General features: G+C 69.3%; 15 protein-coding genes. 10 read left to right on the forward strand and 5 right to left on the reverse strand.

Annotation, left to right across the window (positions count from 1 at the left end; genetic code table 11):
* The first annotated feature begins 6 nt into the window (after positions 1-6).
* From ACIBEJ_RS40690 to ACIBEJ_RS40725, 8 genes are all read left to right on the forward strand, one after another.
* Positions 7-1,035 carry a sensor histidine kinase gene (locus ACIBEJ_RS40690; protein WP_397188289.1) on the forward strand — a complete coding sequence of 343 codons (1,029 nt, stop codon included), beginning with the start codon at positions 7-9 and terminating at the stop codon, positions 1,033-1,035.
* 4 nt (positions 1,036-1,039) lie between these two features.
* Entirely contained in the window at positions 1,040-2,848 is a 1,809-nt protein-coding gene (locus ACIBEJ_RS40695) for a polysaccharide lyase 8 family protein (RefSeq protein WP_397188290.1), read from the forward strand.
* A 55-nt stretch (positions 2,849-2,903) separates the two neighbouring features.
* Entirely contained in the window at positions 2,904-3,278 is a 375-nt protein-coding gene (locus ACIBEJ_RS40700; protein WP_397188291.1) for a PRC-barrel domain containing protein, read from the forward strand.
* Positions 3,279-3,342: 64 nt separating this feature from the next.
* Positions 3,343-4,335: an SDR family oxidoreductase gene (locus ACIBEJ_RS40705; RefSeq protein ID WP_397188292.1), complete on the forward strand. Its 993-nt coding sequence runs from the start codon at positions 3,343-3,345 to the stop codon at positions 4,333-4,335.
* 2 nt (positions 4,336-4,337) lie between these two features.
* Positions 4,338-4,706 carry a hypothetical protein gene (locus ACIBEJ_RS40710; protein WP_397188293.1) on the forward strand — a complete coding sequence of 123 codons (369 nt, stop codon included), beginning with the start codon at positions 4,338-4,340 and terminating at the stop codon, positions 4,704-4,706.
* 84 nt (positions 4,707-4,790) lie between these two features.
* Positions 4,791-5,465 (forward strand): DUF6766 family protein, encoded by a 675-nt coding sequence (locus ACIBEJ_RS40715; protein WP_397188294.1) that lies wholly within the window; start codon positions 4,791-4,793, stop codon positions 5,463-5,465.
* 172 nt (positions 5,466-5,637) lie between these two features.
* Positions 5,638-6,051 (forward strand): CBS domain-containing protein, encoded by a 414-nt coding sequence (locus tag ACIBEJ_RS40720; RefSeq protein ID WP_397188295.1) that lies wholly within the window; start codon positions 5,638-5,640, stop codon positions 6,049-6,051.
* A 5-nt stretch (positions 6,052-6,056) separates the two neighbouring features.
* Positions 6,057-6,317 (forward strand): hypothetical protein, encoded by a 261-nt coding sequence (locus ACIBEJ_RS40725; RefSeq protein ID WP_397188296.1) that lies wholly within the window; start codon positions 6,057-6,059, stop codon positions 6,315-6,317.
* A 2-nt stretch (positions 6,318-6,319) separates the two neighbouring features.
* Here ACIBEJ_RS40725 and ACIBEJ_RS40730 read toward each other — a convergent pair whose 3' ends face one another.
* Both ACIBEJ_RS40730 and ACIBEJ_RS40735 read right to left on the reverse strand, forming a co-directional pair.
* On the reverse strand, positions 6,320-6,832 hold the full coding sequence (locus ACIBEJ_RS40730; RefSeq protein ID WP_397188297.1) for a DUF1707 domain-containing protein: 513 nt from the start codon (positions 6,830-6,832) through the stop codon (positions 6,320-6,322).
* A 338-nt stretch (positions 6,833-7,170) separates the two neighbouring features.
* Positions 7,171-7,842 carry a TetR/AcrR family transcriptional regulator gene (locus ACIBEJ_RS40735; RefSeq protein WP_397188298.1) on the reverse strand — a complete coding sequence of 224 codons (672 nt, stop codon included), beginning with the start codon at positions 7,840-7,842 and terminating at the stop codon, positions 7,171-7,173.
* Between the two features lie 138 nt (positions 7,843-7,980).
* On the opposite strand from ACIBEJ_RS40735, the gene ACIBEJ_RS40740 reads away from it, so the two are divergent.
* Positions 7,981-8,754 carry a DUF4097 family beta strand repeat-containing protein gene (locus ACIBEJ_RS40740; protein ID WP_397188299.1) on the forward strand — a complete coding sequence of 258 codons (774 nt, stop codon included), beginning with the start codon at positions 7,981-7,983 and terminating at the stop codon, positions 8,752-8,754.
* Positions 8,755-9,477: 723 nt separating this feature from the next.
* The gene (locus tag ACIBEJ_RS40745; protein WP_397188300.1) at positions 9,478-9,954 is read left to right on the forward strand and encodes a hypothetical protein; all 477 of its coding nucleotides are present in this window, start codon (positions 9,478-9,480) and stop codon (positions 9,952-9,954) included.
* 3 nt (positions 9,955-9,957) lie between these two features.
* Here ACIBEJ_RS40745 and ACIBEJ_RS40750 read toward each other — a convergent pair whose 3' ends face one another.
* From ACIBEJ_RS40750 to ACIBEJ_RS40760, 3 genes are all read right to left on the reverse strand, one after another.
* Positions 9,958-10,611, reverse strand: a complete 654-nt coding sequence (locus ACIBEJ_RS40750; RefSeq protein ID WP_397188301.1) for an HNH endonuclease family protein — start codon at positions 10,609-10,611, stop codon at positions 9,958-9,960.
* Positions 10,612-10,979: 368 nt separating this feature from the next.
* A complete protein-coding gene (locus ACIBEJ_RS40755) occupies positions 10,980-12,014 on the reverse strand; it encodes an alpha/beta hydrolase (protein ID WP_397188302.1) in 1,035 nt (344 codons plus the stop codon).
* A gap of 35 nt (positions 12,015-12,049) precedes the next feature.
* Positions 12,050-12,631: a TetR/AcrR family transcriptional regulator gene (locus ACIBEJ_RS40760; RefSeq protein ID WP_397188303.1), complete on the reverse strand. Its 582-nt coding sequence runs from the start codon at positions 12,629-12,631 to the stop codon at positions 12,050-12,052.
* Positions 12,632-12,887: the final 256 nt, after the last annotated feature.

Consider the following 12,887-nt stretch of genomic DNA (forward strand, 5'->3'; position numbering starts at 1 on the left):
CGGCCGATGCTACGAGATGCCAGGCTGTGGCTCGAACTCTCGCTCGCCGCGCTCCTGGCCGGACTCTTCGTGATCAGCGGCGCCGCGGTCTCCGCGCCGCTCGGGCTGGCGCAGATCCTGCCGCTGGCCTGGCGGCGCAGGCACCCCGCGCTCGTGCTCGTCGTGGTCGCGCTGGCCACGCTCGTGCACCTGCGGCTCGGGATGTGGCGGGTGGTGGGCTACCTTCCCGCCATGCTCGCCCTGCACGCCGCCGCCGGGAGCTCCAGCCGGAGCGTGCGGATCTGGCTGTGCGCTGGAGCGGCGCTGGCGCTGTCGGTCTCCGACGCCACCCTGCGCGGCCTGGCCGAGGGCGGGCTGATCAGCCTCGTGTCGTTCACCGTCGTGTGGGTGACCGGGGTCGAGCGCGGGCAGCACGCGCGGGAGCGGGCCGCCCTCGCCGCCACCGCCGCCGAGCACGCGCGGCTGCGCGAGGAGTCGGCCGAGCGTGAACGGCTGGCCAGACGCCTGCACGACTCGCTGGCGGGGACCGTCACGGTGATGCTCGTGCAGACCGAGGCGCTGCGGCACACGACCGCCTTCGCGCCGCCCGAGCGCGAGCGGGTGGACCGCGTGCTGTCGGCCGGGCGTACCGCGCTGGCCGAGGTCCGGGAGGCGATCGCCGATCTCGACCGGCGGGGGAGCTCGCGGGCGGTGACCGGGTTGCCCGCGCACCTGGGGCGGTTGCGGGCGGCGGGGCTGGACGTGCCGCCGGCCGTACCGTCGATGGATCTTCCACCGCCGCTCCTGGACGTCTTCCACCGGCTGGTGGGCGAGGCGGCGACCAACGCGCTGCGGCACGGCGGGCCGGGCGCGCGGGTGGAGTTCCACGTCGAGGGCCGGGTGCTGACGATCGTCAGCACCCCCGTGCGCGGATGGCCCGGGAGCGGCGGTTACGGCCTGCGCAGCCTTGCCGCCGATCTTCAGGAGTACGGCGGCGCCCTGACGTATGGCCGCGACGGCGGACGCTGGGTCGTGACCGCGACCTTCCCGGAGTGACCAGGTGCTGTCCAGACGCGCGTTGCTCCTGCTCGGCGCCGCCGCGCTGCTACCGGCGGACGACCCGTTCGAGCTGATCGGGCGGCGATGGCGGGAGGTGGTCAGCGGCCCGGTGGTCAACGACATCGACGGATATGTCCGGCGGTCCTACGCGCCCGGCGCCGACCCGGAAGGTAACTGGTGGCGCTGGCAGATCGGCGTGCCCAAGCGGCTGCTCGACAGCGCGGTGCGTACCGGTTATCGGGGCTCGCTGCTTCTGGAGGCGGTCGACCACTTCGTGCCCGAGAGCGTGCTCGACGACTACGACGGCACCAGCACCGGCGCCAACCGCGTGGACCTGTGCACGGTGCTGCTGCTGCGCGCCGTGCTCGGCGCCGACCGCGAGCGGGCGGCCAGAGCGGTCGCCGGGCTCGCGCCGGTCCTGCGCTACGTCACCGAGGGCGACGGCTTCCACCGCGACGGCTCGTTCATCCAGCACTCCTGGGTCCCCTACCCGGGCGGTTACGGCGCGGTGCTGCTCACGGGCCTGGCCAGGCTCTTCGCCGTGCTGCGCGGCACCCCTTGGGAGGTGGCCGAGCGGCAGGTCGTCCACGACAGCGTCGAGCGGTCCTTCGCCCCCTTCATCCACCAGGGCCGGTGCATGGACCTGGTCCGCGGCAGAAGCGTCGGCAGGCACGCGGACGGCGCCCGGCGCAGGGCCCGCGAGATCGCCGAGGCCGTGCTGCTGCTCGGCGAGAGCGCCGGAGCCGCCGAGCGCGCCCGCTGGCGCGGCCTGGTCAAGGGCTGGGGCCTGCTCGACGACGACCGGGTCACCGCGATCCCCGAGCCGACCGGGCACGTGCTGATGCCCTCCAGCGCCCGCGCCGTCCACCGGGCGGAGGGCTGGTGCGCGGCGCTCAGCATGAGCTCGCACCTGATCGGCCACTACGAGCACGGCAACGGCGAGAACCTGCGCGGCTGGCACACCGGCGCGGGCATGCTCTACTGGTGGACCCCTGACCACCCCGACCAGTACGCCGACGGCTTCTGGCAGAGCGTCGACCCCTACCGGCTGCCCGGCACCACGGTCTCCACCCGCCGCCTTCCCGACGGCGCCGGGCCCGCGTGGGGCCAGACCCTCACCCCGTGGCGCTGGGTCGGCGGCGCCACCGACGGCACGTACGCCACCGTCGGCCACCACCTGTCCGGCCTGGAAAGCTCACTGGAGGCGTTCAAGTCCTGGTTCTTCCTCGACGACGCCGTGGTCTGCCTGGGCGCGGGGATCGCCTGCCGCGACGGCGTGCCCGTCGAGACCGTCGTGGACAACCGCAGGACCGGCGCCGCCTTGGCCGTCGACCGGCGGGCGGGCTGGTTCCACCTGGACGGTCACGGCGGTTATGTCGTCCTCGACGGCGCGCAGCCGCGGATCGGGCGCGACGCGCGGTACGTGACGCTCTGGCTGGACCACGGCACCGACCCCGTCGACGCCGGATACGCCTACGCCCTGCTGCCCGGCGCGAGCGAGCGGGCCACGCGGGCCCGTGCCGCCGCCTCGACCTGGCTGCACGTGCTGGCGAACACGACCGCGCAGCAGGCCGTGGCCGTACCCTCGCTGGGTCTGACCGCCGCGAACTTCTGGCAGCCCGGCACCGCCGGCCCGCTGACCGCCTCCGCCCCCTGCGCGGTCCTGGTGAGGGAGAAGGGTGACGGCACCGCCACGCTCACGGTCGACGATCCGCGCCGCGAACCGACCGGCCTGACCGTGGTCTGGAACAGGCATGTCCTCGTCTTCGACGCGCTCGCCGAGCCGCGGACTGTGACGCTTTCCGTTTAAGCGCCCGCTGCCGGGTAGCCCGATGGACGTCCGCAACCAAAGGAAAGGAGCAGTCATGCAGCCTGACCCGAACCTGTGGGCGTACCGAGACGACGTACACGGAACCGGCGGCACCATGGATCTCGCCGGATACACCGTTGAGGCGACCGACGGCAAGATCGGTTCGGTCGACGAGGCGAGTTACGAGGTCGGCGAGAGCTACATCGTCGTCGACACCGGCCCGTGGATCTTCGGCAAGAAGGTCATGCTTCCGGCCAGCGTCGTCACCAGGGTGGATCCGCAGGAGCAGAGGGTTTACGTCTCCCGCACCAAGCAGGAGATCAAGGACGCTCCCGAGTTCGACGCGTCGAACTACAAGGAGTCCATGTACCGGGACCAGATAGGTACCTATTACGGGAAGTTCCCCCCGTACGGTCCCGGCCCTCTGTAATGCGAACGCCCCGAGGGCAGGCCGCCTGTGCGGCCTGCCCTCGTCCTGTCTTCTGGGAGGCTTCATGGATTGGCGAGGAAAGGTGGTCGTCGTCACCGGCGCCAGCGGCGGCGTCGGCCGCGCCGTGGTGCGCGAGCTGGGCGCGCGTGGCGCCACCGTGGCGCTGATCGCGCGCGGCACGGCGGGCCTGGCCGAGGCGTCGGTGGAGGTCGGCGTGGCGGGCGGCGAGGGCCTCGTCTACGAGGCCGACGTCGCCGACTACCACCAGGTACGGCAGGCCGCCGAACGCATCGAGGCCGACCTGGGCCCGATCGAGGTGTGGATGAACGTCGCCTTCTCCTCGGTGTTCGCCAGGTTCTGGGACATCGAGCCGGAGGAGTACGAGCGGGCCACCCACGTCACCTATCTCGGCTACGTCTGGGGCACCCGCGTGGCGCTCGACCTCATGCGCCCCCGCGGCCGCGGCGTCATCGTCCAGGCCGGATCGGCGCTCACCTACCGGGCCATCCCCCTGCAGTCCGCCTACTGCGGGGCAAAGCACGCCATCAAGGGCTTCACCGAGTCCGTCCGCACCGAACTGCTGCACGAGAAGAGCGACATCCAGCTCACGATGGTGCAGTTGCCCGCGCTCAACACCCCGCAGTTCGACTGGGTGCTGGCCAAACTGGGCCGCCACCCGCAGCCGATGCCGCCGATCTACCAGCCCGAGGTCGCCGCCCAGGCCATGGTCTACGCCGCCGAGCACCCGCGCCGCCGCGAGTACTGGGTCGGCGCCACCACCGCCGCCACGATCCTGGCGCAGAAGTTCGGCGCCGGAGCGCTGGACCGCTACCTGGCCCGCACCGGCGTCAAGTCGCAGCAGATCGAGGGCGAGGCGCCCACCGGCGTCCACAACCTGTGGAAACCCGCCGACGAGGAACATTCCTACGGCGCCCACGGCCGTTTCGACCAGCGCAGCCACCGCCGCAGCCTGCAAGTCTGGCTGGCCCGCCACCGCGGCGCCGTCGCGATCGGGGCCGCCGCGGCCTTTTATCTGGGCTGGCGGGTACTGCACTAGTCATGAGGACATTGCCGTTGCTGCTGGTGGCGCTGGTGGTCACCGCCTGCTCCGCGCAGCAGGACGGCCCGGTGAGCCAGGCCGCGGCGGGCTTCTACACCGCCGTCGCGGCCGGGGACGGCGCGCGGGCCTGCGCCCTGCTGTCGCCGCGCGCGGAAGAGGACCTGGAGGACTGTCCGCGGGCCGTCCTGGAGCTGGACCTGCGCGGGGGCGCGCCGCTCGGCGGCCCGCGCGTCTACGGTGACGAGGCCCAGGTACGGCTGGCCGCCGACACCGTCTTCCTGCACCGGTTCGCCGCCGGGTGGCGGGTCAGCGCCGCCGGGTGCGAGGGGCGGCCGGGCCTGCCGTACCGGTGTGAGATCGGGGGGTGAGCCGATGCGGGTCATGTTCGTCACCACGCTCGCCATCGTCGTCGTGGGCCTGGCCTACATGATCACGCTGGGGGTGCTGGGCCGATGAGGGGCTTCGTCAGGGACAACGCGCTGAGCCTGTTCTTCCTGCTGGCCTTCGCCGCCGCGCTCGTGGGGCAGTCGTTCGCCGGGACCGCCGACTACAACGCCAGGCAGCTCGCCGAGGGCGGGCAGCCGGTGGCGTGGGCGGACTACGTCACCAGCAGCGACTTCGCCGTGGACGTGGCGGAGAACTGGCAGTCGGAGTACCTGCAGTTTCTGCTGTTCATCATGGTCACGGTCTGGCTTGTGCAGCGTGGGTCGCCTGAGTCCAAGCCGCCTGGGGAAGAGGGGGGTCAGAGTGACCGGGAGCAGCGGGTCGGGCCGTTCGCCCGGCCGGACAGTCCTGCCTGGGCCAGGGCGGGTGGATTGCGGCGGGGGCTCTATTCCAACTCGCTTGGGTGGGTGATGGGGCTGATCTTTTTCGCCTCCTGGTTCGCGCAGTCGGTGGCTGGGACGGCGGCGTACAACAACCAGCGGCTTTCCCAGTTTCAGGATCCGGTGGGGTGGGGGGACTACGTGCTGTCGGCCGACTTCTGGAACCGGACGCTGCAGAACTGGCAGTCGGAGTTCCTGGCGGTGCTGTCGATGATCGTGCTGGCCGTTTACCTGCGGCAACGTGGGTCGCCTGAATCCAAGCCCGTGGGGGCGGGGCATGCGACTACCGGTGTGGAGAGCTAGTGGGAGGGTAGGTGAGGCCGGAGCAGGTGAGGCCCCATATTTGAGGCCCGCTACGTCGCTGGGGGGTGAGATCGGGTCGGTGAGGCCCTACTTCTAGCTCTCGACCCTACTTCGATCCCTGGCTACTTCGGTCCCTACTTCGATCCCTACTTCGATTCTTACAAGGAGGAACATGCCGACGGCACGAGAGATCATGACACCTGAGGCGGAGTGCATCGCCGCCGACGCGAGTGTGTCCGAGGCCGCCGAGAAGATGGCCAGTCTCGACGTCGGCGCCCTGCCGATCTGCGGATCGGACGACCGGCTTCGGGGGATGCTGACCGACCGGGACATCGTGGTGAAGGTCCTGGCGATCGGCAAGGACCCCGACTTCTGCCGCACGGGCGAACTCGCCCAGGGCAAGCCGGTCACGATCGGTGCCGACGACGACGCCAAGGAGATCCTGCGCACGATGGTCGCTTACAAGGTCAGGAGGCTGCCGGTCATCGACGGCCACCGCCTGGTCGGCATCGTCGCGCTGGCCGACGTCGCCCGAGCCCTGCCGGATGCCCCGGTTGGGGACCTCATGAGTGCAGTGACGAGTTGATGAACATGACACACAACGAGGACTACCGTCCGCCCGAGCGTTCGCCCGAGGGCAAGCCGATGGCCAGTGCGACCCCGCGTGACGTGGTGCACGTCAGGGTGGGCTCGTTCATCCTGTTCTTCGCCATCGCGGTCGGCGTGGTCGGCCTGCTGGCGGACATCCCGCTGCTGGCCGTCGTGGCCGGCGTCGTGGCCGTGGCCACGATCGTGGACATCATCCTGGCCGTGCGCGGCCAGCGTGCCCGAGGCTCCGGAGAAGCCGGCTGAGCCTACCGGTGGCGGATCTTGAGGCCGCCGTAGCCCAGTTCGCCGCTCACCTGGACGTGAAGGGTGCTCGGGCCCGCGTTGCGGGGTGGGCGGTGGGAGGCGCTGCCCCAGGTGAAGCGGACCCGGTCGTAGTCCACGCTGGCCCGGAGGGGCAGGATGAGGTGGGCTGAGCCGTAGGCCAGGCGGAGCTCGATCTCCAGTGCCGGGTACCGGATGTCGGCGCTGGACAGGTCGAGCTTGGCCCCGCCGTACTCGCCGACCACCCGCAACGACCGAGGAACCCGCCAGCCTCCCGACCGCCTGATCTGCCCCCCGGTGGAGACCAGCTCCACCCGCTCATCAGGCAGTTCCGCCAGTGCGGTGGCCAGGTTGCCGGGGGAACGAGCGGTAAGCGCCTGCTCCAGCCGCACCTCCATCTCGGCGGAGTCGAGATAACCGTCGGCGTAGGCATGCTGAAGCCTTTGAACGGCCAGCTCACGCTCGGCCTCGAACAGCGGCATAACGACCCCCTTCATGGCGTCACATAGACACCATAATGGCACCACCCCAGATCCGACAGCCCCCGCCGCCTCAAAACCGTCTCGCCACCAAACCCACCCATGCCTTCTGCGCGCACCTACCCGCCCCCCAAGCCCGTGCGCGTCCATCCGGACCCGAGCACGGCACCTCTTACGCGCGTCTACCGGGCTCGAGACCGCCCCCTATGCACGTTCACCCGAACCCCAACACCGCCCCTTTTGCGCGCCCACCCGACCCCCAACACCGCCCCTTTTGCGCGCCCACCCGGACGCGGGCGTCGGGACGGACGTCCACTCCAACCCCTGGCTCCTGTCCCGAAGTCCACCCGCGGGCGTTAACCAGAGGTCCGCTCCGACTCCAGGCTGTCGAGCAGGTGGCGAAGGCCAAAGGAGAACTGGTCCTCACGCACAGCGTCGAGGTTGATGCCGCGAGCAAGCTGAGCCGCATAAAGCCGACGCAACCTCGGATACGGCTCCGCAGCCTGAGCCGCGACCGGCAGCGTGGACGCGACCCACTCCTCCATGCTCAGCCCGTTACGCGCCATCAACGACAACGCAGCCGCCTCATTGGTCGTGACGCCGACCACAAAGGACCCGATAGCAGCCATGGCCTGATTGGCCGCGAACAAGGGAAACCCGGCCGCCTCGAGAATCCCAAGCATCCGATCGGTCCTGTCCATGGTGTTGGGCCCGAGATACGACAACCCAGCAGCCCCAAAAAGCTGCACCGACCAGGGATGCCGCAAGATCGCCGCCCGCAGGCTACGAGCACACGCCTCGGCCGGTGTACGCCAGTCAGCCGGATCCCCGTTCTCAACGACCACGACCTCGCCATAGACCTCGTCCACGACCAGCTCGATCAGCTCATCCTTGCTGGCCACATGCCGATAGAAGGCGGTGGCGGCAGTACCCAGCTCGGCGCCGAGACGCCGCATGCTGAGCGCCTCCAGCCCTTCGCCATCCAGCACGCGTACCGCAGTGGCGACGATCAGCTCCCGCGTGAGCACCGGCGGCTTCTTGGGGGGACGGGTCCACACCGAGGGACTAGTTTCACGCATGCTCGCTCCCAGTTCGCGCCCATTGTAGTGATTGCACCAGCTTGTAGTGATTGCACCAGCGAACACCGTTCGCATAAGGTGCACAGTGTGAATCCTCCTTTCGACACCCCAAAACCCATCCACGCAGTGGTCGACGTAGCCGCAGGAACCATCCGCATAGAGGCAGAACGCCGAGCAGACACCTGGGTAGGCGTGAACCCTCTAGACCCCGCAAGCGACGCCGACGCCACCGCAGCCGGCCTGACCGAGATCGACTACCAGGAAGGCCACCTGAAGCTGACCACCCCACGTGGATGGCGCTCGGGCGCAGTCGAAGTGAAGATCCAACTCCCGGAAGGCTCCAGCCTCGACGTGCACCTCTCGACAGGCGAACTACGCACCCACGGCCGCCTAAGCGAGACCAAGATCCGCAGCACCCACGGAAACATCCACCTGGACCAGACAGCGGCACTAGACCTGGAATCCGGCTCCGGAGACGTATGCGTCGCCGTAACAGAAGGCCCAGCCACCATAAAGATCGCATCCGGCGACCTTTGCCTAGGCGAAACATCCGGCAACCTACACATCACCACCACCCACGGCCGAGTAGTGGTGGCCCGAGCCCACGCCGACGCCGAAATCACCACCAAATACGGCGACATAGAGGTAGGCGAAGTAGCCCGCGGCCAGATCACCCTGACCGCCTCCGGCAACATCCAGGTAGGCGTCAAAAGAGGCAGCGCCGCCCACCTAAGCCTCGCCTCCACCTACGGCACCATGCACAACCACCTGCAAACCTGGCCACCCCCCGAGGAAACCGTGGAAATCCAAGCCACAGCCACCTTCGGCAACGTGCAGGTAAAAACCCACACCCCAACCTAACCAGCCCCACCACCCCAGACCCACGACCCCAACTGCCCACCCAACGCGCATCACACCCACCCGACCACCGCCCCGCCCACCCCGCAAGACCCCCGCCCACCCCGCAAGACCCCCGCTCACCCCAAGACCCCCGCTCACCCCAAGACCCCCGCTCACCCCAAGACCCCCGCCCACCCCAAGACCCCGGCCTAACCTCGCTCCACACGTGCCGCGTCTGCAGTGCTGGCGCTTACCCCTGACCGCGTCCCGCCCGACCACAGCCCTCACGCCAAGCTCCGCCCCTACACACCAAGCTCCGCCCCTGCGCACCTAGCCCGCCCGACCACCACTCCGCCCAACCCATCAATGCCCCGGCCCAACCGCCGATGCTCTGCCCAACCATCGCCCCGTGCCTGCCGTGCCTGACGCGTCCGCAGTGCCCGTACCTGCATCGGCCGCGCCCCGCTCGGCTTGCGCGGTCCCGCCCGACCCGCTGGCGCGCTCACCCGACATCCCCACCTGGCGCCCCGACCAGCGCACCCACACCGGCGCGCTCACCCGGCACCCCACCCGGCACATCGGCACACTCACTCCGCCCGCCCCCGACACCCACGAGGGCACGCCGCACCCGCGTCCCCCGTCCGGATACGGCTCGCGGAGGCAGGATGCTGGCCTCAATGGGCACGGCAGTCAAGATATCCTGACGGGTTCACGCGTATGTGTCCGTCAAGATAGCCTGACGACATGACGTTGAAGCTCTCCGATATCCCAACCCACGAAGGTTTCGCCGCACCCGTCCTCCCCGACGGGGAGCTGGCCCGTTCCTCCAGTGCCTTCACCCGAGCCTTCATCGGCTACCAAGCCGCCTGCTCCTGCGGCTGGGCCGACCGTCGACGTTTCCCTCCCACCCCAGAAGGCGCCAAAGACGCCGAAGGCCGCTGGTACACCCATGTCGCCCCCTACCTGGCCGCAGCCCCACCCAGTTGGCTGGTCGTCAAGTCGAACCTGCTGTGCGAGCAGATCGTCAACCTCGCCGCCGAACGCCCGCTGGCCGCCCTCACCCTGCTGGCCCAGGTGGAGAGCTGGCAGCGCACGTTGCTCGACCAGGCCGTGGCCGGCGCGAAGGCGGCGGGCGCCTCCTGGGCCGACGTCGGCGAGGCCATGGGCATCACGAAGCAGGCGGCCCACGAACGCTTCCGTGCGCACGTGGGCCCCCAATAACCGTCAGCGACAGGTACGGAGCATGTTGATCAGCGCCTTCTTCTCCCGCTTGGTGACGAAGAGGCGGTAATGGTGTTTCACCGTGATCCAGGAGGTGGCGTACCGGCACCAGTAGCCACGGCGCGGCGGCCGCCAGCTCTGCGGCCCCTTGCCGCCCTTGGCGATGTTGATCGAATGGCTGACGACTTTGAGCTCAGGCCGGGTGAGGTCGTTGGCGAAGGCACGCCGCTTCGCCTGACTCCATCGCTTGGCCCCGGACCGCCACGCGTACGCCAGCGGCACCACATGATCGACGTCTACGAGCTTCTCGCTCTTCAGAACCTTGCCGTCGTAAGGGCTGTACCAGGTGCCCTTGACCGGATGACAGTACTTATTCCTCCGCACTCCCCGCCCATCACGCGCCAGCACGACCTCGCGCGCGTCACAGGTCCCCCGGTGGTGCGCCCACCGAGGCTGGAACCGCCGATGACTGTAGCCCTGAGCCGACAACGCCTTGGCGACCTTCAACTGCCCCAGCATCCGCAGCGACCTGGCCTGCGACTGCTCGCGCTGTTGAGCCGCCGCCTGCGGGCTCGTGATGACCGCCGTCACCGGCAAAGCCAGAGCCGTGAGTACGGCGACGCGGACCAGACGACTTAAGATCATGCTTTCCCCCATACCCACGACACCGTAAAGGCTCAGCCCACTTCACGCACCCGAGATCCCCGACCTCCCCACAGCTCCCGCCCGCGACTCGCCACCCCAAACAGCACCTGTCACCCCGAACCCGCCAAACAACTCCGCCCCGTCAAGGCCACCACCGGACCACGAGACGGCCCCGCCGTACACCCCGCTCGTGCCCGTGACGGAGCCGCACGATGACGAGCAGGGCCGACCCACGACGACAAGCTCGACCGGCGGCGAGACACGGCGAGCAGGACCGACCCGCGAAGGCCAACTCGATCGACCAGAGACGGCGAGCACGACCGACCACAGACGAGTTCGACCAAACCGGAGACGGCGAGCACGACCGATCAGGGCAGCCGTCAGGCGGCGAAGCGCTCGCACAGCCAGGCGAGTGCCAACGGATACCGGTACTCGATCGCCATGTGGGTGGCGTCGAACAGCTCTAACCGCGTCCGCTCGCCCGGCACCCCCGCGTCCAGAACCGCCTGGTGAAAGGCGGTCGCGCCCAGATCCAGGTACCACTCGTCCCTGGTGCCCGCGTCGATCCAGACTGCCCGCATCGACCTGAGCGCCTCGGCATAACGCTCCTGCCTGGCCATACGGACAGGATCTCTGGCCAGCCACCGATCCCAGGCCTCTGGGACCAATCCCCCATTGCTGTCGAAAGGCAGCCGAACCGTGCCGTCCGCGTCGGCTGAGTACGCGGCGGCACAGCCGTAGATCTCGATGAGGAGGTTGTCGTCCGGCCTGGTCATGGCGATCCGCCCGCGGAAGTCGGCGAGGAATGCCTCGTATGACCCGTCGTAAAGGTCCCGCAGTGTCCGGGCCGCCCGCGGGAACTCCGGCAGATAGCAGGTCTCGAACAGCGCGTCACCGGCATGCGTGGCGAACAGCCCGAACTTGTCGGGCCGCAACATCGCGGTCACCATGGCGCCATAGCCGCCACTCGACTTGCCGGTGATCGCCCGCATGTCCCGGTCTGGCAGCGTCCGGTAGTGCGCGTCCACCCATGACACCACCTCTTCGCACAGGTAGGTGTGGTAGCGGCCGGTCCCGGGGGAGTCGAGGAACTGGCTGCCGCCGTAGGCCGTCCACGCGTCGACGTAGACGACGATCGCCGGGGGCGTCCGACCGGCCGCGAACACCTCGTCGGCCAGTTCGGGGAACGGCCGGCGGAACGGCGTCCGGTTCCCCCACATGGCGAGATGCCCGGTGTAGCCCTGGATGACGTAGACCGTGGGGTAGCGCCTGGTGGGTTCGTCGTCGTACCCAGGCGGGACGTACACCCACAAAGGCCGCTCATGCGGATCGCCCAGCGGATTGCCGCGCAGGACCTGACTGTCGATGACATGGTGGTCGATGCGACCGACGAGGTCGGCGGACCAGGGAAGCACAGGGTTCTCCTCACGGGCAGGGTGGTGGCGAGGACCTAGTCGGGCAGGACGTGGGACAGCGCGCGGCGGAGTATGTCGGCGAAAGGTTCGCTGGTACCCGGTTCCAGCCATCGTCGTCCCGCCACTCGGACGGCGCTCGCGACGGCGGCAGCCGTAACGGCTGGAAAAAGGTCGCCGTCGGCGTCGGTGCGGTCCGCGATCGCCTCGGCGAGCGGCGCCTCGGCCATCGAGAACGCCTTGAGCGCCTCACCTTCGAGCTCTGGCGTCAACATGATCATGCTCAGCCCGGCCCGGTCGGGCTCCGGATCGGTGTAGAGCTCGATCACGGCGGCGGTGATGGCCTCGGTCAGCGATTCCTCGGACGGCCGGGCGCGCAGGGCCTTTCCCGCGCGTTTGGACTGGTCGGCCTGGAAGGCGCAGATCGCCTCGCCTCTGTTGGAGAAGTAGTTGTTGTACGTGCGGGGCGAGACCCCGGCGGCCGTGGCGATGTCGTGCACACGGACCAGGGCCAGCCCGTTGGGCCCCTGCTCGATGGCCAGCCGGAGCGCGGCGTGGCCGATCGCCTCCCGGGTGGCCTGGCTGTTGCGGGTCCGTAGGTCTGCGGTCTCGTCGGTCATGCGGATACGATACCGCGAGATTGCGTGCCGCGCATCATGTGCGTGACACGCAAATTTTATGTAGAGTGCCTGCGAGCCGGACGGCGCCGCCGACTCGTGGATCGACCCTCCCCCTAGTCAGGAGTGCGGAATGACGTCAAAGATGATCGCGTTTGACGAGAACGCCCGGCGCGGTCTCGAGCGCGGCATGAACCAGCTCGCCGACGCCGTGAAGGTGACCCTTGGTCCCAAGGGGCGCAACGTCGTGCTGGAGAAG

The organism is Nonomuraea sp. NPDC050790 (assembly GCF_044456745.1).
In the GTDB taxonomy this organism is placed as follows: domain Bacteria; phylum Actinomycetota; class Actinomycetes; order Streptosporangiales; family Streptosporangiaceae; genus Nonomuraea.

Excerpts from the sequence above, each read along its gene's own strand:
- ACIBEJ_RS40690 (WP_397188289.1), top strand. The coding sequence starts at position 7 with ATGCTACGAGATGCCAGGCTGTGGCTCGAACTCTCGCTCGCCGCGCTC.
- ACIBEJ_RS40700 (WP_397188291.1), top strand. The coding sequence starts at position 2,904 with ATGCAGCCTGACCCGAACCTGTGGGCGTACCGAGACGACGTACACGGA.
- ACIBEJ_RS40705 (WP_397188292.1), top strand. The coding sequence starts at position 3,343 with ATGGATTGGCGAGGAAAGGTGGTCGTCGTCACCGGCGCCAGCGGCGGC.
- ACIBEJ_RS40710 (WP_397188293.1), top strand. The coding sequence starts at position 4,338 with ATGAGGACATTGCCGTTGCTGCTGGTGGCGCTGGTGGTCACCGCCTGC.
- ACIBEJ_RS40715 (WP_397188294.1), top strand. The coding sequence starts at position 4,791 with ATGAGGGGCTTCGTCAGGGACAACGCGCTGAGCCTGTTCTTCCTGCTG.
- ACIBEJ_RS40720 (WP_397188295.1), top strand. The coding sequence starts at position 5,638 with ATGCCGACGGCACGAGAGATCATGACACCTGAGGCGGAGTGCATCGCC.
- ACIBEJ_RS40725 (WP_397188296.1), top strand. The coding sequence starts at position 6,057 with ATGACACACAACGAGGACTACCGTCCGCCCGAGCGTTCGCCCGAGGGC.
- ACIBEJ_RS40730 (WP_397188297.1), bottom strand. The coding sequence starts at position 6,832 with ATGAAGGGGGTCGTTATGCCGCTGTTCGAGGCCGAGCGTGAGCTGGCC.
- ACIBEJ_RS40745 (WP_397188300.1), top strand. The coding sequence starts at position 9,478 with ATGACGTTGAAGCTCTCCGATATCCCAACCCACGAAGGTTTCGCCGCA.
- ACIBEJ_RS40750 (WP_397188301.1), bottom strand. The coding sequence starts at position 10,611 with ATGGGGGAAAGCATGATCTTAAGTCGTCTGGTCCGCGTCGCCGTACTC.
- ACIBEJ_RS40760 (WP_397188303.1), bottom strand. The coding sequence starts at position 12,631 with ATGACCGACGAGACCGCAGACCTACGGACCCGCAACAGCCAGGCCACC.